14 protein-coding genes and 2 pseudogenes are annotated in these 15644 nt (G+C 62.9%); 7 read left to right on the top strand and 9 right to left on the bottom strand.

Going from position 1 to position 15644, the window contains the following annotated elements:
* Positions 1-161 precede the first annotated feature (161 nt).
* A complete protein-coding gene (gene rdgB, locus ABJF10_RS19815; protein ID WP_348546339.1) occupies positions 162-773 on the top strand; it encodes an RdgB/HAM1 family non-canonical purine NTP pyrophosphatase in 612 nt (203 codons plus the stop codon).
* Between the two features lie 180 nt (positions 774-953).
* Positions 954-1286 carry a hypothetical protein gene (locus tag ABJF10_RS19810; RefSeq protein WP_348546338.1) on the top strand — a complete coding sequence of 111 codons (333 nt, stop codon included), beginning with the start codon at positions 954-956 and terminating at the stop codon, positions 1284-1286.
* Positions 1287-1326: 40 nt separating this feature from the next.
* Here the strand turns inward: ABJF10_RS19810 and ABJF10_RS19805 are convergent, their stop codons facing one another.
* The 7 genes and pseudogenes from ABJF10_RS19805 to ABJF10_RS19775 all read right to left on the bottom strand — a co-directional run bounded on the left by ABJF10_RS19805 (position 1327) and on the right by ABJF10_RS19775 (position 9713).
* On the bottom strand, positions 1327-4521 hold the full coding sequence (locus tag ABJF10_RS19805; RefSeq protein ID WP_348546337.1) for a CusA/CzcA family heavy metal efflux RND transporter: 3195 nt from the start codon (positions 4519-4521) through the stop codon (positions 1327-1329).
* An 11-nt stretch (positions 4522-4532) separates the two neighbouring features.
* On the bottom strand, positions 4533-6116 hold the full coding sequence (locus tag ABJF10_RS19800) for an efflux RND transporter periplasmic adaptor subunit (RefSeq protein WP_348546336.1): 1584 nt from the start codon (positions 6114-6116) through the stop codon (positions 4533-4535).
* Complete coding sequence (locus ABJF10_RS19795; protein ID WP_348546335.1) at positions 6113-7396, bottom strand: TolC family protein; 1284 nt, start codon at positions 7394-7396, stop codon at positions 6113-6115. The genes ABJF10_RS19800 and ABJF10_RS19795 overlap by 4 nt, the downstream gene beginning before the upstream one ends.
* 6 nt (positions 7397-7402) lie before the next feature.
* Positions 7403-7555 (bottom strand): hypothetical protein, encoded by a 153-nt coding sequence (locus ABJF10_RS19790; protein ID WP_348546334.1) that lies wholly within the window; start codon positions 7553-7555, stop codon positions 7403-7405.
* Positions 7556-7766: 211 nt separating this feature from the next.
* Positions 7767-8165, bottom strand: a complete 399-nt coding sequence (locus tag ABJF10_RS19785; protein WP_348546333.1) for a hypothetical protein — start codon at positions 8163-8165, stop codon at positions 7767-7769.
* A 331-nt stretch (positions 8166-8496) separates the two neighbouring features.
* Positions 8497-8769 (bottom strand): annotated as a pseudogene (locus ABJF10_RS19780) (phospholipase); the annotation flags it as partial.
* Between the two features lie 152 nt (positions 8770-8921).
* Complete coding sequence (locus tag ABJF10_RS19775) at positions 8922-9713, bottom strand: peptidoglycan-binding domain-containing protein (protein WP_348546332.1); 792 nt, start codon at positions 9711-9713, stop codon at positions 8922-8924.
* Between the two features lie 358 nt (positions 9714-10071).
* On the opposite strand from ABJF10_RS19775, the gene ABJF10_RS19770 reads away from it, so the two are divergent.
* The 5 genes from ABJF10_RS19770 to ABJF10_RS19750 all read left to right on the top strand — a co-directional run bounded on the left by ABJF10_RS19770 (position 10072) and on the right by ABJF10_RS19750 (position 12017).
* Complete coding sequence (locus tag ABJF10_RS19770; RefSeq protein WP_348546331.1) at positions 10072-10314, top strand: hypothetical protein; 243 nt, start codon at positions 10072-10074, stop codon at positions 10312-10314.
* A 184-nt stretch (positions 10315-10498) separates the two neighbouring features.
* Positions 10499-10888 (top strand): hypothetical protein, encoded by a 390-nt coding sequence (locus tag ABJF10_RS19765; RefSeq protein ID WP_348546330.1) that lies wholly within the window; start codon positions 10499-10501, stop codon positions 10886-10888.
* Positions 10885-11334, top strand: a complete 450-nt coding sequence (locus ABJF10_RS19760) for a cupin domain-containing protein (RefSeq protein ID WP_348546329.1) — start codon at positions 10885-10887, stop codon at positions 11332-11334. The genes ABJF10_RS19765 and ABJF10_RS19760 overlap by 4 nt, the downstream gene beginning before the upstream one ends.
* A complete protein-coding gene (locus ABJF10_RS19755) occupies positions 11331-11537 on the top strand; it encodes a hypothetical protein (protein WP_348546328.1) in 207 nt (68 codons plus the stop codon). Before ABJF10_RS19760 ends, ABJF10_RS19755 begins: the two co-directional genes overlap by 4 nt.
* A 45-nt stretch (positions 11538-11582) precedes the next feature.
* A complete protein-coding gene (locus ABJF10_RS19750; protein ID WP_348546327.1) occupies positions 11583-12017 on the top strand; it encodes a lysozyme inhibitor LprI family protein in 435 nt (144 codons plus the stop codon).
* A gap of 159 nt (positions 12018-12176) precedes the next feature.
* Here ABJF10_RS19750 and ABJF10_RS19745 read toward each other — a convergent pair whose 3' ends face one another.
* Both ABJF10_RS19745 and ABJF10_RS19740 read right to left on the bottom strand, forming a co-directional pair.
* On the bottom strand, positions 12177-13574 hold the full coding sequence (locus ABJF10_RS19745) for a hypothetical protein (RefSeq protein WP_348546326.1): 1398 nt from the start codon (positions 13572-13574) through the stop codon (positions 12177-12179).
* 191 nt (positions 13575-13765) lie between these two features.
* Positions 13766-15644 (bottom strand): annotated as a pseudogene (locus ABJF10_RS19740) (hypothetical protein); the annotation flags it as partial.

Raw genomic sequence — 15644 nt, 5'->3', positions numbered from 1 at the left:
TTTCCATCATCGCTGATTTCCTTATTTTGTGGTCCAGAAATCTCGCGCACCTCAGACTGAGCACTGAGCACTGAGCACTGAGCACTGAGCACTGAGCACTGAGCACTGAGCACTTTCTTCCCCTTGCGCGACACCACGCGCCTTCGCCATGCTCCCCCATCATGCCCCGCCTGCTCATCGCCACCAAGAATGCCCACAAGGCCGAGGAGATCCGCGCCATCCTCGGCGCGGAATGGGACGTCACCGACCTCAACGCCCGCCCGGAAGTGCCCGCCCCGGAAGAAACCGGCGCCACCTTCGCCGAGAATGCCGCCATCAAGGCCGTGGCCGCCTCGCGCCTCTTCCCCAGCTACGTCCTCAGCGACGACTCCGGGCTGGAGGTCGACGCCCTCGGCGGCGCCCCCGGCGTCATCTCCGCCCGCTACGCCGGCCCGCAGGCGACCGACGCCGACAACCGCGCCCGGCTCCTCCGCGAGCTCTCCGCCGACGCCGTCCGCGGCAAGGCGCGGTCCGCGCGTTTCCGCTGCGTGATGTGCGTGGCCCGCGACGGCGCCGTCCTCGGCACCTTCGACGGCGCGGTCGAAGGCGTGATCATCAACCACGAGCGCGGTGAAGGCGGCTTCGGCTACGACTCCCTCTTCGTCCCCGCCGGCTATTGCGAGACCTTCGGCCAGCTCTCCGCCGAAGTGAAGAACGGCCAAAGCCACCGCGCCCGCGCCCTGGCGAAGGCGCACGCCTTCCTCCGCAACCTCGACGCAGAGAAGAAAGAGTAGCAATCAGGAAAGCAGGAAACCCCGGAGGCGGGCGGAGGTGGTTCGTCTGGTTCCTGATTCATCCCTCCTCAGAAACCGGGGTCGCGTGATCAGTCAGGTTAATGACGAAAGGGGGTATAAGATTGGCGTTGCCGATGGCACCCTTCAAATCCGGCGTGTGATGTGCTGTAAAACCCTGCCGTGACCCAAATGCTGCTCCTCGCTGAAAACATCGATGCCGGCCTGGGTTGGATCTTCGGGGCCGTCTTCACCTTCCTGGTCATGGGGTTTCTCAGCTTCTGGCCCGCCACCCGCGGCCATTGGTCCGCGCTGCTCCTCGCCGGGCCTTCCGTCATCTTCGGCGGCTTTCTCATCTGGTACGTCGTCGCCAATTCGCATCCGAACCAACCAATGCCGGACCTGTGGTTCTTCTTCCCCGCCCCCTTCGCCATCGGCCTCGCCTCCATCGTCTTCTGGGCCTCCGCCCGCCATGCGGATCGCGCGCAGGATTCGGAGGACGACGAGACTCCGTGAATTTACCCTGATCCGCCGCTGCAACCCTCGGCTCCCTCTTTCACCGGGCCAACGCCATCGCCTCGATGGGCGGAGTTTGCGGGCGGAGGGAGCGGGAGCGCCAGAGGAAGAAGATGGCGGGGTAGACGACGAGTTCCATGATGGTGGAGGTGACGACGCCGCCGATCATGGGGGTGGCGATGCGTTTCATGACGTCGGCGCCGGCGCCGTGGCTCCAGAGGATGGGGAGCAGGCCGGCGACGATGACGGTGGCGGTCATGGCCTTGGGGCGGACGCGCTTGACGGCGCCGTGGTAGATGGCATCCCGTAGGTCGGCGGCGGTGGTCATTTTGCCATTGGCGATCCACTGCTCGTAGGCGAGGTCGAGGTAGAGGAGCATGACCACGCCGGTTTCGGCGTCGAGCCCGGCGAGGGCGATGATGCCGACCCAGACGGCGACGCTGAGGTTGTAGCCGAGCAGGTAGAGAATCCAGAACGCGCCGACGAGGGAGAAGGGCACGGCGAGCATGACGATGGCCGTTTTGATCGCGGACCTCGTGTTGAGGTAGATGATGAGGACGATGATGAGGAGGGTGAGCGGGATGACGATGGCGAGGCGCTGCCTGGCGCGCTGCATGTATTCGTACTGGCCGCTCCAGAAGATGTTGTAACCGCTGGGCAGCTTCACGGTGCCGCGGGCGATGGCTTCGTTCAGCGCGCGTTGCGCCGCCTGGACGTAGGTGCCGATGTCGATGTCTTTCACGTCCACGTAGATCCAGGCGTTCGGGATGGCGCCTTCGCTCTTGATGCCCATCGGGGCGCGCACGGTGCGCACGTCGGCGAGCTGGCCGAGCGGGACCTGGGCGCCGGTGGGCGCGGGGACGATGATATCGCGCAACGACTCGAGGTTTTCCCGGAAGTCGCGGTCGTAGCGCAGGTTCACGGTGTAGCGCTCGAGTCCCTCGACAGTGGTGGTGAGCGGCATGCCGCCGAGCGCGACTTCGAGGACATCCTGCACGTCGCCGACCCGCAAGCCGTAGCGGGCGATCTCGTCGCGGTTGATGGTGAATTCGATGTAGTTGCCGCCCATCACGCGCTCGGCAAAGACGCTGGAGGTGTGCGGCACCTGGCGAATGACGGCCTCGACTTCGGAGGCGACGCGTTCCAATTCCGCGAGATTGGCGCCGGCGACCTTGATGCCGACGGGCGTCTTGATGCCGGTGGCGAGCATGTCGATGCGGGTCTTGATCGGCATGGTCCAGGCGTTGTTCAGGCCGGGAAACTGGATGGCGGCGTTGAGCGCGGTGACGAGTTCGTCGGGCGTGCGGCGGCGATGCGCGACGATTTTCCCCTGCCCGTCCTGGATGTCCACGAGGGGCCACTCCTTCTCGTCCTTGAGCGAGATGGTCGTCTCGACCATGTCGAAGGGCGCGGGATCGGTCGCCGTCTCGGCGCGGCCGATCTTGCCAAAGACACGGTGCACCTCGCCGAAAGTCTTGATGATCTTGTCGGTCTGCTGGAGCAGCTCACGCGCTTTGGTCGGCGAGATGCCGGGAAACGTGGTGGGCATGTAGAGCAGGTCGCCTTCGTAGAGCGACGGCATGAACTCGGAGCCGAGCCGGCTGAGCGGGAACCAGGTCGCCAGGAGGATGGCGGCGGCGCTGCCGATGACAAACCAGCGCCAGCGGATGACGAAATCGATGACCGGGTGGTAGAGCCAGACGAGCAGACGGTTGAGCGGATTCTTGTCCTCGGGGAGCAGGCGGCCGCGGATGAAGTAGCCCATGAGGACGGGCGCGAGGGTGACGGCGAGCAGCGCGGCGGCGCCCATCGAATAGGTCTTGGTGAAGGCGAGGGGCTTGAAGAGGCGGCCCTCTTGCGCTTGCAGCGTGAAGATGGGGATGAACGAAACGGTAATGACGAGCAGCGAGTAGAAAAGCGTGGGGCCGACTTCGATGGAGGCATCGCGGATGATGTCCCAATGCGGCTTTTTGCCGCCGTCGCGCTCGATGTGCTTGTGCGCATTCTCGATCATGATGATGACCGCATCGACCATGGCGCCCACGGCGATGGCGATGCCGCCGAGCGACATGATGTTCGAGCTGATGCCCTGGCTGTACATGACGATGAACGAGACGAGGACGGCGATGGGCAGGATGACGATGGCGACGAGCGCACTGCGGAAGTGGAGGAGGAAGGCGATGCAGACGAGCGCGACGACGATGCTTTCCTCGACGAGCTTTCCCTCCAGCGTCTCGACCGCGCGATCGATGAGCGCCGTGCGATCGTAGGCGATGGTGTAACTGACATCGGCGGGCAGGCCCTTCATGGCTTGATCGAGCCGCGCTTTCACCGCGCGGATGACTTCGCGGGCATTGGCGCCGTAGCGGACGACGACCACGCCGCCGACGGTCTCGCCTTCGCCATTGAGCTCGGCGATGCCCCGGCGCATGTCGGGGCCGAGTTGCACATTGGCCACTTCCCCGAGGAGGATCGGGACGCCATTCGCACCGACGCCGAGCGCGACTTTGCGCAAGTCGTCGAGACTCTGGATGTAGCCGCGGACGCGGAGGATGAACTCCTTCTCGGCCATCTCGATGGAGCGTCCGCCGACTTCGCCGTTGCTCTTCTGGATGGCCATGCTGACCTCGGCGATGGAGAGATTGTAAGCGCGCAGCTTCGTGGGATCGACGGTGACTTGGTACTGCTTGACGAAGCCGCCGAGCGACGCGACTTCGGCGACGCCTTCCACCGAGGTGAGCTGGTACTTGAGATACCAATCCTGCATCGACCGCAACTCGGCGAGGCTGCGCTCCTTGGAGTTGAGCGAATACATGAACGCCCAACCGACGCCGGTGGCATCCGGGCCGAGCGCGGGGGCGACGTTGCGGGGCAACTGTGAGCTGAGCGAGCTGAGGTACTCGAGCACGCGACTGCGCGCCCAGTAGGGGTCGGTGCCATCCTCGAAGATGACATAGACGAACGAGTAACCGTAGAAGGAGTAGCCACGGACGACCTTCGCCTTGGGGACGGAGAGCATCTTGGTGGTGATCGGATAGGTGACTTGATCCTGGACGATCTGCGGCGCCTGGCCGGGCCACTCGGTGTAGATGATGACCTGGGTGTCGGAGAGATCGGGGATGGCGTCGAGCGGCATGTTGCGCAGGCAAAACAGGCCGGTGAGCACGAGCACCACCGCGGCGAGCAGGACCATGAATTTGTTCCGCAGCGAGAACTCGATGATGGCCTTGAGCATGATGTGTCCGCTCAGTGCTGGTGCCCGGACGCCGGGGGTGGCGTCGCCGGTTCAGTCGCAGGAGTCAGCGCGGGGGCGATCATGACGGGGATGAGCGTCATGCCGCAGCGCGGGCATTTACCGGGCTTGGTCATGTTCACGTCGGCGTGTTCCGGCATCGGGCAGGTGTAGTGATCGACCTTTCCACCCGGCTGTAGCTTCTTGAGCATGTCGTTCCGAACGGGGACGAGGCCCATGCCGCAAATCGGGCACTTGCCCGGGCGCTGATACTTGATCGAAATATGCTCGGGCATCGGGCAGATGAACGAGATGGAATCGTCGACGGGCATGGCGGCACTGACCGCTACTGGCACCTCGGGCTTGTTTTCGCCGTGCTCGCCCGGCGCGGCTGGCGGAGCTTGCGGCTCAATCATTTTCTGGATCGCCTCGCGGAGCTGGCTCTCGGAATCGAGCATGAATTGACCGGAAGTAACCACGCGCTCGCCGGCCTCGAGACCGCTGCGCACTTGATACGTGTAGTTCTCAGACCGCGCTCCGAGCGTGACCGTGCGCGGCTCAAACTTGCCGCCATCTAGCGCGATAAAGACTGTGTTTTTCTCGCCGCTCCGCAACACCGCCATGTCCGGAACGAGCACCGCGTCGTCTGCAATTTCGGATTCAATCTGCACCGTTGCAAACATTCCCGGTTTGAGAAAGAAGCCGGGATTGTGAAACTCCATGCGCACCTTCGCGGTGCGGGTCTTCTCATCGACGGTCGGGTAGATGTAGGTTACGCGCCCGCGGAACTTCCGGTCCGGCAGATACGACAGACTGACGAGAGCTTCCTGGCCGAGTTTGATGAAACCCAAGTCCTGCTCATAGACCTGCGCCTGAACCCACACGGTACTCAAATCGGCGACGCGATACAGCTTCATCCCCGCTTCGACCATCTGCCCCTCAACGACCATCTTCTCGACCACGATCCCGTCCCGCGGCGCGCTGACGCTCAGAGTCTTTTTTGGCTGCCCGCTCTTCTCCAGTTCCGCGATTTGCTCGGGCGACACATCGAAGTATTTGAGTTTGGTGCGCGCACTTTCCTTCAGCCCGCCGCCGCGCGTGGCTGCGAGCGCGTATTCGTTTTGCGCGGTGTAGAGGTCGGGGGAGTAGATTTCAAAAAGCGGTTCGCCCTTGTGGACCTGCCTGCCGGTCGAGTCGACGTAGAGTTTTTCGATCCAGCCTTTGAACTTCGTGGTCACGTCGCTGAGCGCGGTCTCATCGAAGTCGATCATGCCGACGGTGCGGATGATTCTTTGCACCGCGCCTCTCGTTACGAGGGCCGTGCGCAGACCCATGTTTTGAGTCGTTACTGGATCAATCGCGATCGCACCGCGGTCGTTCTCGCCCTCATAGACCGGCACCATATCCATGCCCATACTGTCCTGCCGCGGCGCCTGGCTGATTTCGCCAAGCATCATAGTGGATTTGTAATACTTCACCTGGCGTTCGCCTGGCGCACTCTTCCCGGAGATGGAGGAGGAGGCGCGGCTGCGCGTGAAGAATACGACTGCGCCCGCGACCAGCAGCACTGCGCCGAGGATGACAAGGATGCGCTTCATCTTTTCGATTTTTTGGGTGTGGATTTCGCATCCCCGCCTTCGTCATCGATGCCGACCAGGGCGTCGAGTTCCGCCAGTGCCGCCAGGTAATCGGCGAGTTCCGAAGAGGCTGCGGATTCCGCGTCGCGCAAGGTTCGCTCGGCAGTGATGACCTCGAGGTAGTTACTGATGTCCGTGCGGTAGCCAGCCTGAAGCGTCTCAACGGTTGCTGCCGCGAGCGGCACGATTTTGTCCCGAGAAAGTTGATACTGCTGGGCGAGCGAGGAGATCTTGCTGAGCTGATCGCGGAGCAGCCCGAGCGCCTCCGTCTTCGCCGATTCCAGAGTGCGTCGTGCGCTCTCGACGTTCTGCTCGGCTTCCCGCACACCGGCGGAGTATTTGCGGGGGTTGGCCCACGGGACACTAAAGTAGACGGCGGTGTCGTATTCCGTAAAGACGTCTGAGCTTTCACGAAAATGCCGCGCCGCCACCTGTACTTGCGGATCGGGAATCCATTCGCGATGCGCCAGCTGGAGCTTCGCTTGTTCCGCCAGGACATTCCGCTCGGCTGCTGCGATCTCGGGGCGGTGGGCCAGAATGAGGGGTTCGAGTTCCGTCGATTTCCTAGCCAACGGCTTGAAAGCAATCGCGGCTGGCTGGCCAACGGGTGCGGTGGCGGCCCGATTCATTAGCACATTGAGCGCGGACTGCTGCGCGAACAAATCCTGTTCCAATCGGAAGCGCTCCTGCTCCAACTTTCTGGCGTCCGTTTGTGCCGCGAGCACATCCGCCTGCGAAACTGCGCCGACCTCGTATTTCGCCTTGCTCTCCTCGACGAACTGCACGAGCAAACCCTGGTTCTTCCGGTTGAGCGCAAGTTGCGCATAGGCGTTGCCCAGACGGTGGTAAACAGCCCGCGCTCTCGCTACCACATCGAGCCGCACGCGCCGCACGTCTTCATACGCCGCGCGGGCCTCGGCTTCTGCGACGCGGCCTCGGCTCAAGTTTTTCCCGGAGAGCGGCAGCGCCTGCGAGGCCATCCACTCCGAATCGCTGTAACGGCTGAAGCTTGTCGTCCCGGAGCGCATGAGCTTGACCCCCGTCATCGGATCTTCCCAAGCCCTGGCCTGGGGCACGCGCTCCTTCATCGCCGCCCACTTGGCCGCCGATGCTTGCAGGGCGGGATTGGCGGCGAGCGCTTCGTGAACGACTTGCTGCTCGGAAAGTTCACCTCCGGCAGTGAGAATCCGCGGCGCAATCGGGAAGGCTGTCAGAAGGATGACGAGCGTCGCAGTTCTCATGGTGGCTCAGAACATGGAGGGGTTGTCCTTCCGCGCGGGAAGTTTGCGACCGAGAAAGGCTTGCGGATCGGTCTCAAGTGCCTCGAAGCAGAGCGGACAAAAGACGGTGACGATGTGATCGCCAAACTTGATATTGCAGAGTTGATCGCCCTCGCGCACCGCCTTGAAGCAGACGTTGCACCGCCCGTCGTGGGGCGTTCTTTGTCGGATGGTGAAGGCATGTCACGAACAGGTTGGCTGGCAGGATCGCCGGTATTAGAAGCCACTTCTGCCGCGCCTTTCCCCCGACCCACTCAAGATGGCGGCCGGGGGGAGCCGCCCGACGCGCTGGCGCTGGACGGCTCCGCCTGGGGGTTGGCTCCCGATGGACTTACGCCTTCTTGTGATCCGTGCAGACGTAGGCGGACTTGTCGCCGCACTTGCTGCAGGTGTGGGTGTATTCGGCGACACTGGTGCCCTTGCCGGCGCCGGTCTCCCTCAGCGTGATCTTGCCGCCGCAACCGGCGCAGTCGTGCTTCGCGTCGGGCGCGAACCAGGACATGATGCCCGCCTTGTCCTTTTCGCCCTCTTTCACGTCGAGCGTCTTGCAGGAGGTGCAGGCCATGGCGACTTTGGCTTTCGCAGTACAGCAGGTCATGGCCTCTGCCTTGGAGGTGACTTTGACGGGGAAGTCAGTGGCGCTATGGCCGCCGGGGCCGGCGATCGCAGAGGTGGCGAACATGCCCGCCGCAAGCGCGAGAGCGAGGTGGAATTTTGTGGTTAGGTTCATATGGCTATTTTGTTTTGTTATTTGCTTTGTTTGGTGAGTAGCGTGGCCCACTCGTGAGAGTAGCTTCGTGAAGTTTTGAAAAGTCGGCTCCACGTCCTGTAGCGTTAACTGCGCGTTTCTTGCTGCCGCCTTGGGTTCGACTTATGTCCTCTTTCATGTGCGTGAAGCCTCCAATGCGTTGCGGGATTTTCCATGACCCCACTGATGCGCTTGATCAGCAATCCGGCCAATACCTCCTGCGGTAACGGTCCATAGTCTAAAGCTATGGGAGCAAGACGAGATTGAATGTTCGCACCCGCGCGTGAGGATACACGCGCTACACCGGTGATCGTTATGCCTTCTTCGGCGAGGTGCGTTGGCGCTGGCCTTTTTCCTGGGTGGGCGTTTTTGGGTCGGCGCCGGGGAGGGTGGGCTTGGGGAGGTTGGCGGCTTCGAAACGGGCGAGGCTGAGGGGGCCGGTGGTGTCGGGGAGCGGTGGCGGGGTGGCTTTGGGTTCGTCGAAGCGCAGGGCGGAGGTGAGGTCGCCGAAGGTCTGGCGGCGCCAGTCGGTGATGTTCGGCTCTTTCACGCCGGTGAATTTTTCGAGGAGCTGGAGGACGGAGGAGGGAAATAGAGGGGCTCCGCGATGAAACGTGTCCAGATTTACAATAGGGAAGAGCCATGCCTTTCAAAATACTGATCCGGACGGTGGCATGACCTGGGACGCGTCACGGCGAACCTATTCGGCCACGAGGGGAGAAAGAACGGCCGGTAACGCTAATTGAGGCCCATGGCCTGAAGCAGCGTATCATCGATCTCGCCGTTGACGGGCAAGCGGTGGTCAATCTGGAAGTCGGCGATCGCGCGGCGGGTCTGCCCGCCGATCACGCCGTCTGCCGGTCCCGGATTGTAACCCTGCCGGCTGAGCCGGAGCTGGACGCTCACCGCCAGGGACTGGGAGGCGTATATCCGCCTGGAATTGTAACCGTTGTCGTAACCGTACGGATAGTCATACGCGCCGGTTTCGAAGATCACCCAGTTACCGTCGTTCCACCGGTAGTGATGCTGATTCCAGGTGTGGGACCTTCGACGATCCCAACTCCGCGACACTTCGACCGAAGGCTGGTAGTTGCCCGTGCGCCCGTGGTTCCCGGCCGACGACCGGGAATTCTGCGCGTTCACCGGCACATGGCTATATTGATTCGTCCCGCCGCCCGAAACCACGCTCGGCGCGTGGTGTTGCTGGGGCTGGGTGAAGGATTTCGTGCGCGATACCCCGGGCACGCGGTCCGCATGCGGACGCGACTGGGTGACCGGAGCGGACTTTTTGTCATGGTATTGCTGGGGGGACTTCGCGACGGAATGCGGCGCGGAGGCCTTCTTGTCTGCCGATTTTGGCGCTCCTCCCCCATGGTCCTTCGGAGCCGAAGCGTGCTTGCCCCCGTCCCCTTTCTTCCCACCTCCGCCATCTTTTTTATCGTCACCCTTTTTATCGTCTTTCGCGTACATCGGCTGGGCCAGCAAAACGCAACTCGCTGCGACCAACCCCAAATGGAAGATTCTATTCATAGTAGATGAATCGGCGACGGTGTGATTCCAGCGTTCGTTTATTATAGTTAATATCCATCCGGGATTTCCCGGTTGGCTTCCTGTTCGCAGGGGTGGGGTATTTTCTGTGGTTGGTTCCCCGATCCCCTCGACTGCTACTTGCGGAATCTCGATGTCATTGGGGGCTTCCTCTTCCGCCATGTGTCATCGATAGCCACACGCTATCGCCATATTTGAGGATGAAGCGACATTCTCAGTGTGAAACACTCGCGCTGGTGTGGTCGCATAGCCGCGGGCTATAGGGCCGATGCGGACAAGATATTGGCCGGATGCCCCTTTAACAAGGAGACTAGGGGTATCGCTGAAGTGTTCGCCCTTCATGAATCTACAACGCCTTTCTCCTGATCTGGTTTCCCGTGTGCGTCACTCCATCGAGGGGCGAGGCTACTGCATTTTTGGCGCCGAGGAAATGGAGCGGCTGTTTTCCTTCGTCGAAGGTGGGCATTCGGCGAGAATTCGAGTCCTGTGTGATTTCGCCGATGCGTGTGGCGTTGAATTGGAGACGACGGCACATCTGACGTCGGCACGCTTTGTGAAACTCAAAAGCGAATCGCCACCGTAAATTCGCCGGGGCTTGAACAGCTATCTGCCGCCGTGGTCGACGGTGCCCGTCACGATTGGTTGACTGCCTCCTTTCCCCTTTTTCCGCTCCGAAGTTTCACGCCATCCGGCGGGGTTTAGCGAGAGCGAATCCAGGGCTGCTTTTGCTTGCTCCACCGCGAGCGGGGCGCTTTGCTTTTTCTGGCATGAGTGCAAAAGCATCCCGCGACATCCCCGCAGGCGAAGAGGCGATCCGCGCCCGGCTGACCGCGTGGCACGCCCAGCAAGCGACGCTGGAGCCGGCGGAGATTCCGCGCGCCTTGCGCCCGTATGCCAGCACGGCGGCGGTGTGGGGAATCGGCAGTGATGGCTTGCGCCAATTTCACCTGAGCCAGCATTCAATGGCGGAAATCCTCGCGGTCTACGACGCGATGGAGGAAGAGCGCATTGCGTTCGAGCGGTTCTGGAAGAAGCTCTCGGCAAAAATTCTGGGCGGAGAGTCGCTGACCAAAACGGAGGGTTGTTTTTGGGCGTTGCAGTCGATGCATGCGGAGGTGAGCGCGCACCTTTTCGCCCAAGGGAGACCGACGGAATGAAACCGGTTGAGGGATATTGCCTGATCAAGCCGGAGGACTTGTCCTGGCGGCCGTCGAACATGATGCGGATTCCGAATGCGGATTTCCTGGAGCGGACGGGAAGCGAGATGCTCGGTGCGCGACTCTGGCGGTTTCCGCCGCGCAGCGCCAATACGCTGCACAAGCATGTGCTGGCCGAGGAGTTCTATTTTGTGGTGCAGGGTACGGGGCGGATTCGCGTCGGCGAGGAGACGCTGACGGTGCCGCAGCATGGCGGAATCCTGGTGGGACCCGGGCAGTTGCGGCAGGTCTTCAATGACACGGACGCGGAGGTGCTGTGGCTGATCGTGGGCGCGCCGGAAGCGGAGTTCGGACCGGAGGGAGTGATCGATCTGAAGAAGATTTACCCGGTGGATCCGACGCAGTTGCCCAAGGAACTGGAGGGCAGTGAGTGGCCGCCGAAATGAAATCGAGGATTCCTTACTTCTTCGGCGCATTATTGTTCGCGTCTTTCGTGGTGGGTTCGGTCGTCACCGGGCGCACGGGCTCCTCCCGCGGCGGGCGGCTTTCCGTCGAGGACGCGCCGGTCGCCTTTTGGGCCACCGTCGCCATTTTTGCCGGAGGCGCCGTCTACATGATTTACCTGGGGTGCAAGCGAGGAGACGAATGAAGCGGCGCCATTCGGGTTCCATGTCAGGCACATGACACTCATCTTATGTCCTATCGATTGATGTTTCTCCTTACGTGGCTGGCGTCCGCTTTTCTGCGACCGGTCTGCGCCGCGGAACCGCTCACCGAGGCGCAATTGGAGCGATTAGTTCAGGAATCGCCCAAGCTTCATCTGCCGGAACTGATTGCTTTCAACGAGGGCAAGCTGGAGCGGATTTACCAGGCGAAGCTGCAGGCGGCCGACCCGGAATATCGTGCCGCATTGCAAAAGTCGCAGGAGGCCTGGCGGAAGTTTTACGAAGCGGATCTCGTCGTGGGAGCGCTCGATACGCGGGGCGGCAGCGGGCAGGCCGTGTTTGCGATGGAGCGGCATGTCTATCAGTTGCGGCTGCGCATCTATCAGCTCAGCACGGATTTTCTCCAAGGATGGGCGCCGATTCCAAAAGTCGACGAACCGGCGCCAAAGCATCTCGCGAAATAGATTTCCATGGCGGTTGCCAAAGGTAATTGCTGAGTCCGCACTGGCTTTGGACGCCGGAGGCCCTCCGGGCCGGTGACCCGGAAATTACTTTGGCAGATGCTCCAACCCGGCACGAGTGGCGGAGAGGCAACGGTGCCGCTCAAGGTCATCGCGGGACGATCAGTACGGGCGGATGCGGGTGACGGCGACTTCCGGGGGCTGGCCGCCGGACTTGGTGAAGCGCGCACTTTTCTGGGGACAGGTGTTGTTGTCGCCATAGAGCGACCAGGGGCCGCCGGGGACGTCCTTGGCTTCCACAAATTTCCAGTCGGTGACGTCGGTGCTCTGGAGGCCGAGATAGTCGCGCACGGCGGGAGAGACGTCGAGGCCGGCGCCTTGGTTGAGATTCGGCTTGGGCTTCTCCATGCCGAAGACGTACTGCCAGTGGTCGGTGCGAAAGGGGCCGCAGTCGCTCCATTGGGCGTAGACCACCCGGCCGACGCGGTTGCGGATGGCGATCCAACGGTCGCGGCAGACGGATTGGCCTTCTTTGCGAAAGGCTTCCCGGAACCAGGGGATGACGACGCGCGCCTCGGGTTTGGTGGTGCCGCGGGTGACGTCGTTGTAAGGCAGGGCGACGTAGAAGGGGTTTTGCCGCGGGGTGAATTTGGTCGGGATGAAGTTGCGCCGCGCCTCGGGGTTGGGGTTGTCGTAGCCGCCGTAGGCGCGCGTCCAATTGGAGTCCCACGAGCTGGCGAAATTCGGGGTGAAATTGTGGCCGCCCACGGGTTCGCCGATCCAGAAGACGGTGGTGACGATGTTGGTCTTCCACGGATAGCGGCTGGCGACGTTGTTGTTGTAGGTGGTGGAGGTGATCCGGATGGAGGGGGTGGCGGCGGGCTGGATCTTGAGCGGCGCCGGTGTCGGGGTCGCGCGCTGGGCAATGGGACGTGGGCTGGGCGTGGCGGCGGGGGTCGGTGACGCGCGCTGAGCGATCGGGCGTGGGCTGGGGGTGGGACTGGTCGCAGCATGCGTCGCCGGCGCACGCTGGGCGATGGGACGCGGGCTGGCGGTGGGGCTGGGCGAGGCGCGCGCGATCTTGGGGCGGGGCGTGGCGGCGGGGGTCTCCGGGGCGCGCGGCGCGGCAGGGGGCGGGGTCTCGGCGGTGGCGCGGTCGGCGAGGCGGGTCTTTTTGGGAGTGGGGGTCGGGGAGGCAGCGTGCGCGTCGGCAGTACGCCGGGGTGCCGGGGTCGCGGATTGAGTGTCCACGACCGCTTTCTGGACGGGCGTCGGGTTGGGTGCGGGCGTTTCTTCAGGACGCACGTCCAAGGGTCGCAGGGCCGGGGCGCGGATTTCCGCGAAACGCTTTTTGATGACGGGAGCGGGGGTCGGCGTGGGCGAAGGGGCGGCTTCCGCCCCGCCCCGGGATTTCAGCCATTCCAGTCGCTTGGCCGCATCGCTTCCGGCAGTGGCACCACCCGGCGCTACGGTTTGTCCGACCACGATTTGGATCGGCAGAAAGAGGGCAACTGCGAGGAGAGAACGAGAAAGCAAACTTCCAATGGGTTGGAGCTTCATTCAGGGGGCAACGCCGGATGATATAACACCTCACGCCAAGAGCGCAAAGTGATTCCCCGCTGCGTGACGTCGCCCGACGAAGGCGCGGGACTAAGAACGCGCACCTTGAATTGCCTTTAATTACCTTGAGGCGGCTTGATTTCTCAAGCCGGGATCCTCCGCCATTCTTTCGCGATCGATTTCGTCGTCTCTTAGGACTTCGTGGGCGGAGTCGCGAGGGCCGCGGCTTTGGCGCCGCCGGTCTTGAGCGTCTCGTAGTCGGCGCGGCGCTTGTCGGCTTCGGCCTTGGCGGCCTCGACTTCCTTGGCGGCGGCGGTGGCCGCTTGCTCGGCCTGGACCTTTTGGGTCTCCGCGTCTTTCACAATCTGGGGCATGTCCTTCTGCAAACGCGCGGCGAGTTGGGTGGCGGCCTCGACGTCTTTCTTCACCTGGGCGATGGCTTTCTCGGCTTCCGCCGCCGCCTTCACCGCAGGCTTCAAGGCGCGCTTGGCGTCGTCCAAAGCGGCCCGCGCCTTGTCGGCTTCGGCCTGCGCGGTTTTGACTTCGGGGGCTTCCATGTTCTTCACGCTGGCCGCCGTGAGGGCGGCCTGGGTGGTGACGATCTCCGCTTTTTTGGCCTGATACTTGGTCTGGAGGGCGACGTATTCCGGGCTGCCGGGCGAGTGGGAATTGCGCTCCTCGCGCAATTTGGCGGCGTCCGCGTTGAGCGTCTCCATCTTCTTGGTCAACGCCGTGACGTCGCCCATGGTGGGCGCGGCATCCATGACGGTCTGCGCGCTCTTGTCTTTTTCCTTCGAGGCGTCGTCAGCCGCGGCCACGACTTTCTTGGCGGTCTCGACGGCTTCGCGAGCCTGGGCGAACGCGGCTTCCTTGTCCTGAATCTTCTTCGGCGCTTCGGCCACGGTCTTCTGCGCATTCGCGAGATCGTTCTTTGCGTTCACAATGGCCTGCGGGGCGTCCTTGATCGCCTGCACGAGCTGGTCGTATTGCGACTGTTTGTCGAGGAGAGCGGTGTGGGCGTTGTGAGCATGCTGCAACACCTGCGCGAATTTCCAGTGCTCGGCGTCGGCTTTGGAGGAAGCGAGCTGCGCGGTCGTCTCGTCGAGCGAGGCCTTGATCTTGGCGAGTTCCTGCTCGGCGGCGGTGACGGCGGCAGCGGGCGCGGCGGGCTTTTGCGCGTCGGCGAGTTGGGTGCCGGCTTGCTGCAACACTTTCTCGGCAGCGGCGATGCTGGCGGGAGTGGCGGCGCGGAGCTTGGCCAGCGCGGCCTCGGCTTGGGCGATCTGCTCTTTTTTGGCGGTGAAGGGCTTTTGCGTTTCCGCCTGCGCAGCGGTCTTCGCCGTGACTTCCTGTTTCGCGCTGTCGATATCGGCCGGGGGCGTATTGATGGCGCCCTGTTTTTCGGCGAGGGTTTTCTGCGCGGCCGCTGTGGCGGCTTTGGCGTCATCGATCGCCTTTTGCAGGGCGGGCAATTCCGTCTTCCATTGCGCGAGGCTCTTCTCCGCCGCGGGCACGGCGGCTTTGTGCGCGTCGACAATCTTTTGCGCTTCCAGCTTGTGCGTCTCGGCGGCGGCGATGGCGGCCTTGTGCGCGTCGTCCGCGGCGGTCTGCGCGGCTTTCAGCTTGGCCTCGGCGGCGGGGAGTTGCTGTTGCAAACCGGGCAGCGCGGCTTGAGCGTCGGTGAGTTTCTTCGCAGTGTCGGCGACGCGCTCGGCGAGCGACGGCGGGTTGGCGGTGAGTTCGCCGAGGGCTTTGCCGTCGAGCTTGGTGACCTGGATTTTACCGGTCCAATCGCCGACGATCATGCGATCATTGGAGAGTCCGGCGCGCAGGGCGATGTCGCCCATCGGCGCAGTCTGGCCGAGCACCTTGCCGTCCTGATCCCAGACCTTGGCGATCTTGTCGCGACCGCAGGAGATGAGTTTGCCTTCGGGCGTAAAGTCGACCCACTCAGCGCCGCCCGGATGGGCGTTCCACGAACGGATTTCCTTCCCCTCCTTGGCGTCCCAGAGCGAGATCTTGCCGTCTTCGCTGCACGAGGCGAGCACGCCGGGCATGAAGGCGAGGCCG

Source organism: Chthoniobacter sp. (assembly GCF_040003245.1).
GTDB lineage: Bacteria > Verrucomicrobiota > Verrucomicrobiia > Chthoniobacterales > Chthoniobacteraceae > Chthoniobacter.
Note: the sequence above shows the minus strand (reverse complement) of the source record. Positions and strands in the feature narration are given on the sequence as shown.

Bases quoted from the DNA above. Each gene is read 5' to 3' on its own strand.
- ABJF10_RS19800 (WP_348546336.1), bottom strand. From the start codon at position 6,116: ATGAAGCGCATCCTTGTCATCCTCGGCGCAGTGCTGCTGGTCGCGGGC.
- rdgB (WP_348546339.1), top strand. From the start codon at position 162: ATGCCCCGCCTGCTCATCGCCACCAAGAATGCCCACAAGGCCGAGGAG.
- ABJF10_RS19750 (WP_348546327.1), top strand. From the start codon at position 11,583: ATGTCCTATCGATTGATGTTTCTCCTTACGTGGCTGGCGTCCGCTTTT.
- ABJF10_RS19770 (WP_348546331.1), top strand. From the start codon at position 10,072: ATGAATCTACAACGCCTTTCTCCTGATCTGGTTTCCCGTGTGCGTCAC.
- ABJF10_RS19745 (WP_348546326.1), bottom strand. From the start codon at position 13,574: ATGAAGCTCCAACCCATTGGAAGTTTGCTTTCTCGTTCTCTCCTCGCA.
- ABJF10_RS19785 (WP_348546333.1), bottom strand. From the start codon at position 8,165: ATGAACCTAACCACAAAATTCCACCTCGCTCTCGCGCTTGCGGCGGGC.
- ABJF10_RS19775 (WP_348546332.1), bottom strand. From the start codon at position 9,713: ATGAATAGAATCTTCCATTTGGGGTTGGTCGCAGCGAGTTGCGTTTTG.
- ABJF10_RS19765 (WP_348546330.1), top strand. From the start codon at position 10,499: ATGAGTGCAAAAGCATCCCGCGACATCCCCGCAGGCGAAGAGGCGATC.
- ABJF10_RS19755 (WP_348546328.1), top strand. From the start codon at position 11,331: ATGAAATCGAGGATTCCTTACTTCTTCGGCGCATTATTGTTCGCGTCT.
- ABJF10_RS19795 (WP_348546335.1), bottom strand. From the start codon at position 7,396: ATGAGAACTGCGACGCTCGTCATCCTTCTGACAGCCTTCCCGATTGCG.
- ABJF10_RS19760 (WP_348546329.1), top strand. From the start codon at position 10,885: ATGAAACCGGTTGAGGGATATTGCCTGATCAAGCCGGAGGACTTGTCC.
- ABJF10_RS19805 (WP_348546337.1), bottom strand. From the start codon at position 4,521: ATGCTCAAGGCCATCATCGAGTTCTCGCTGCGGAACAAATTCATGGTC.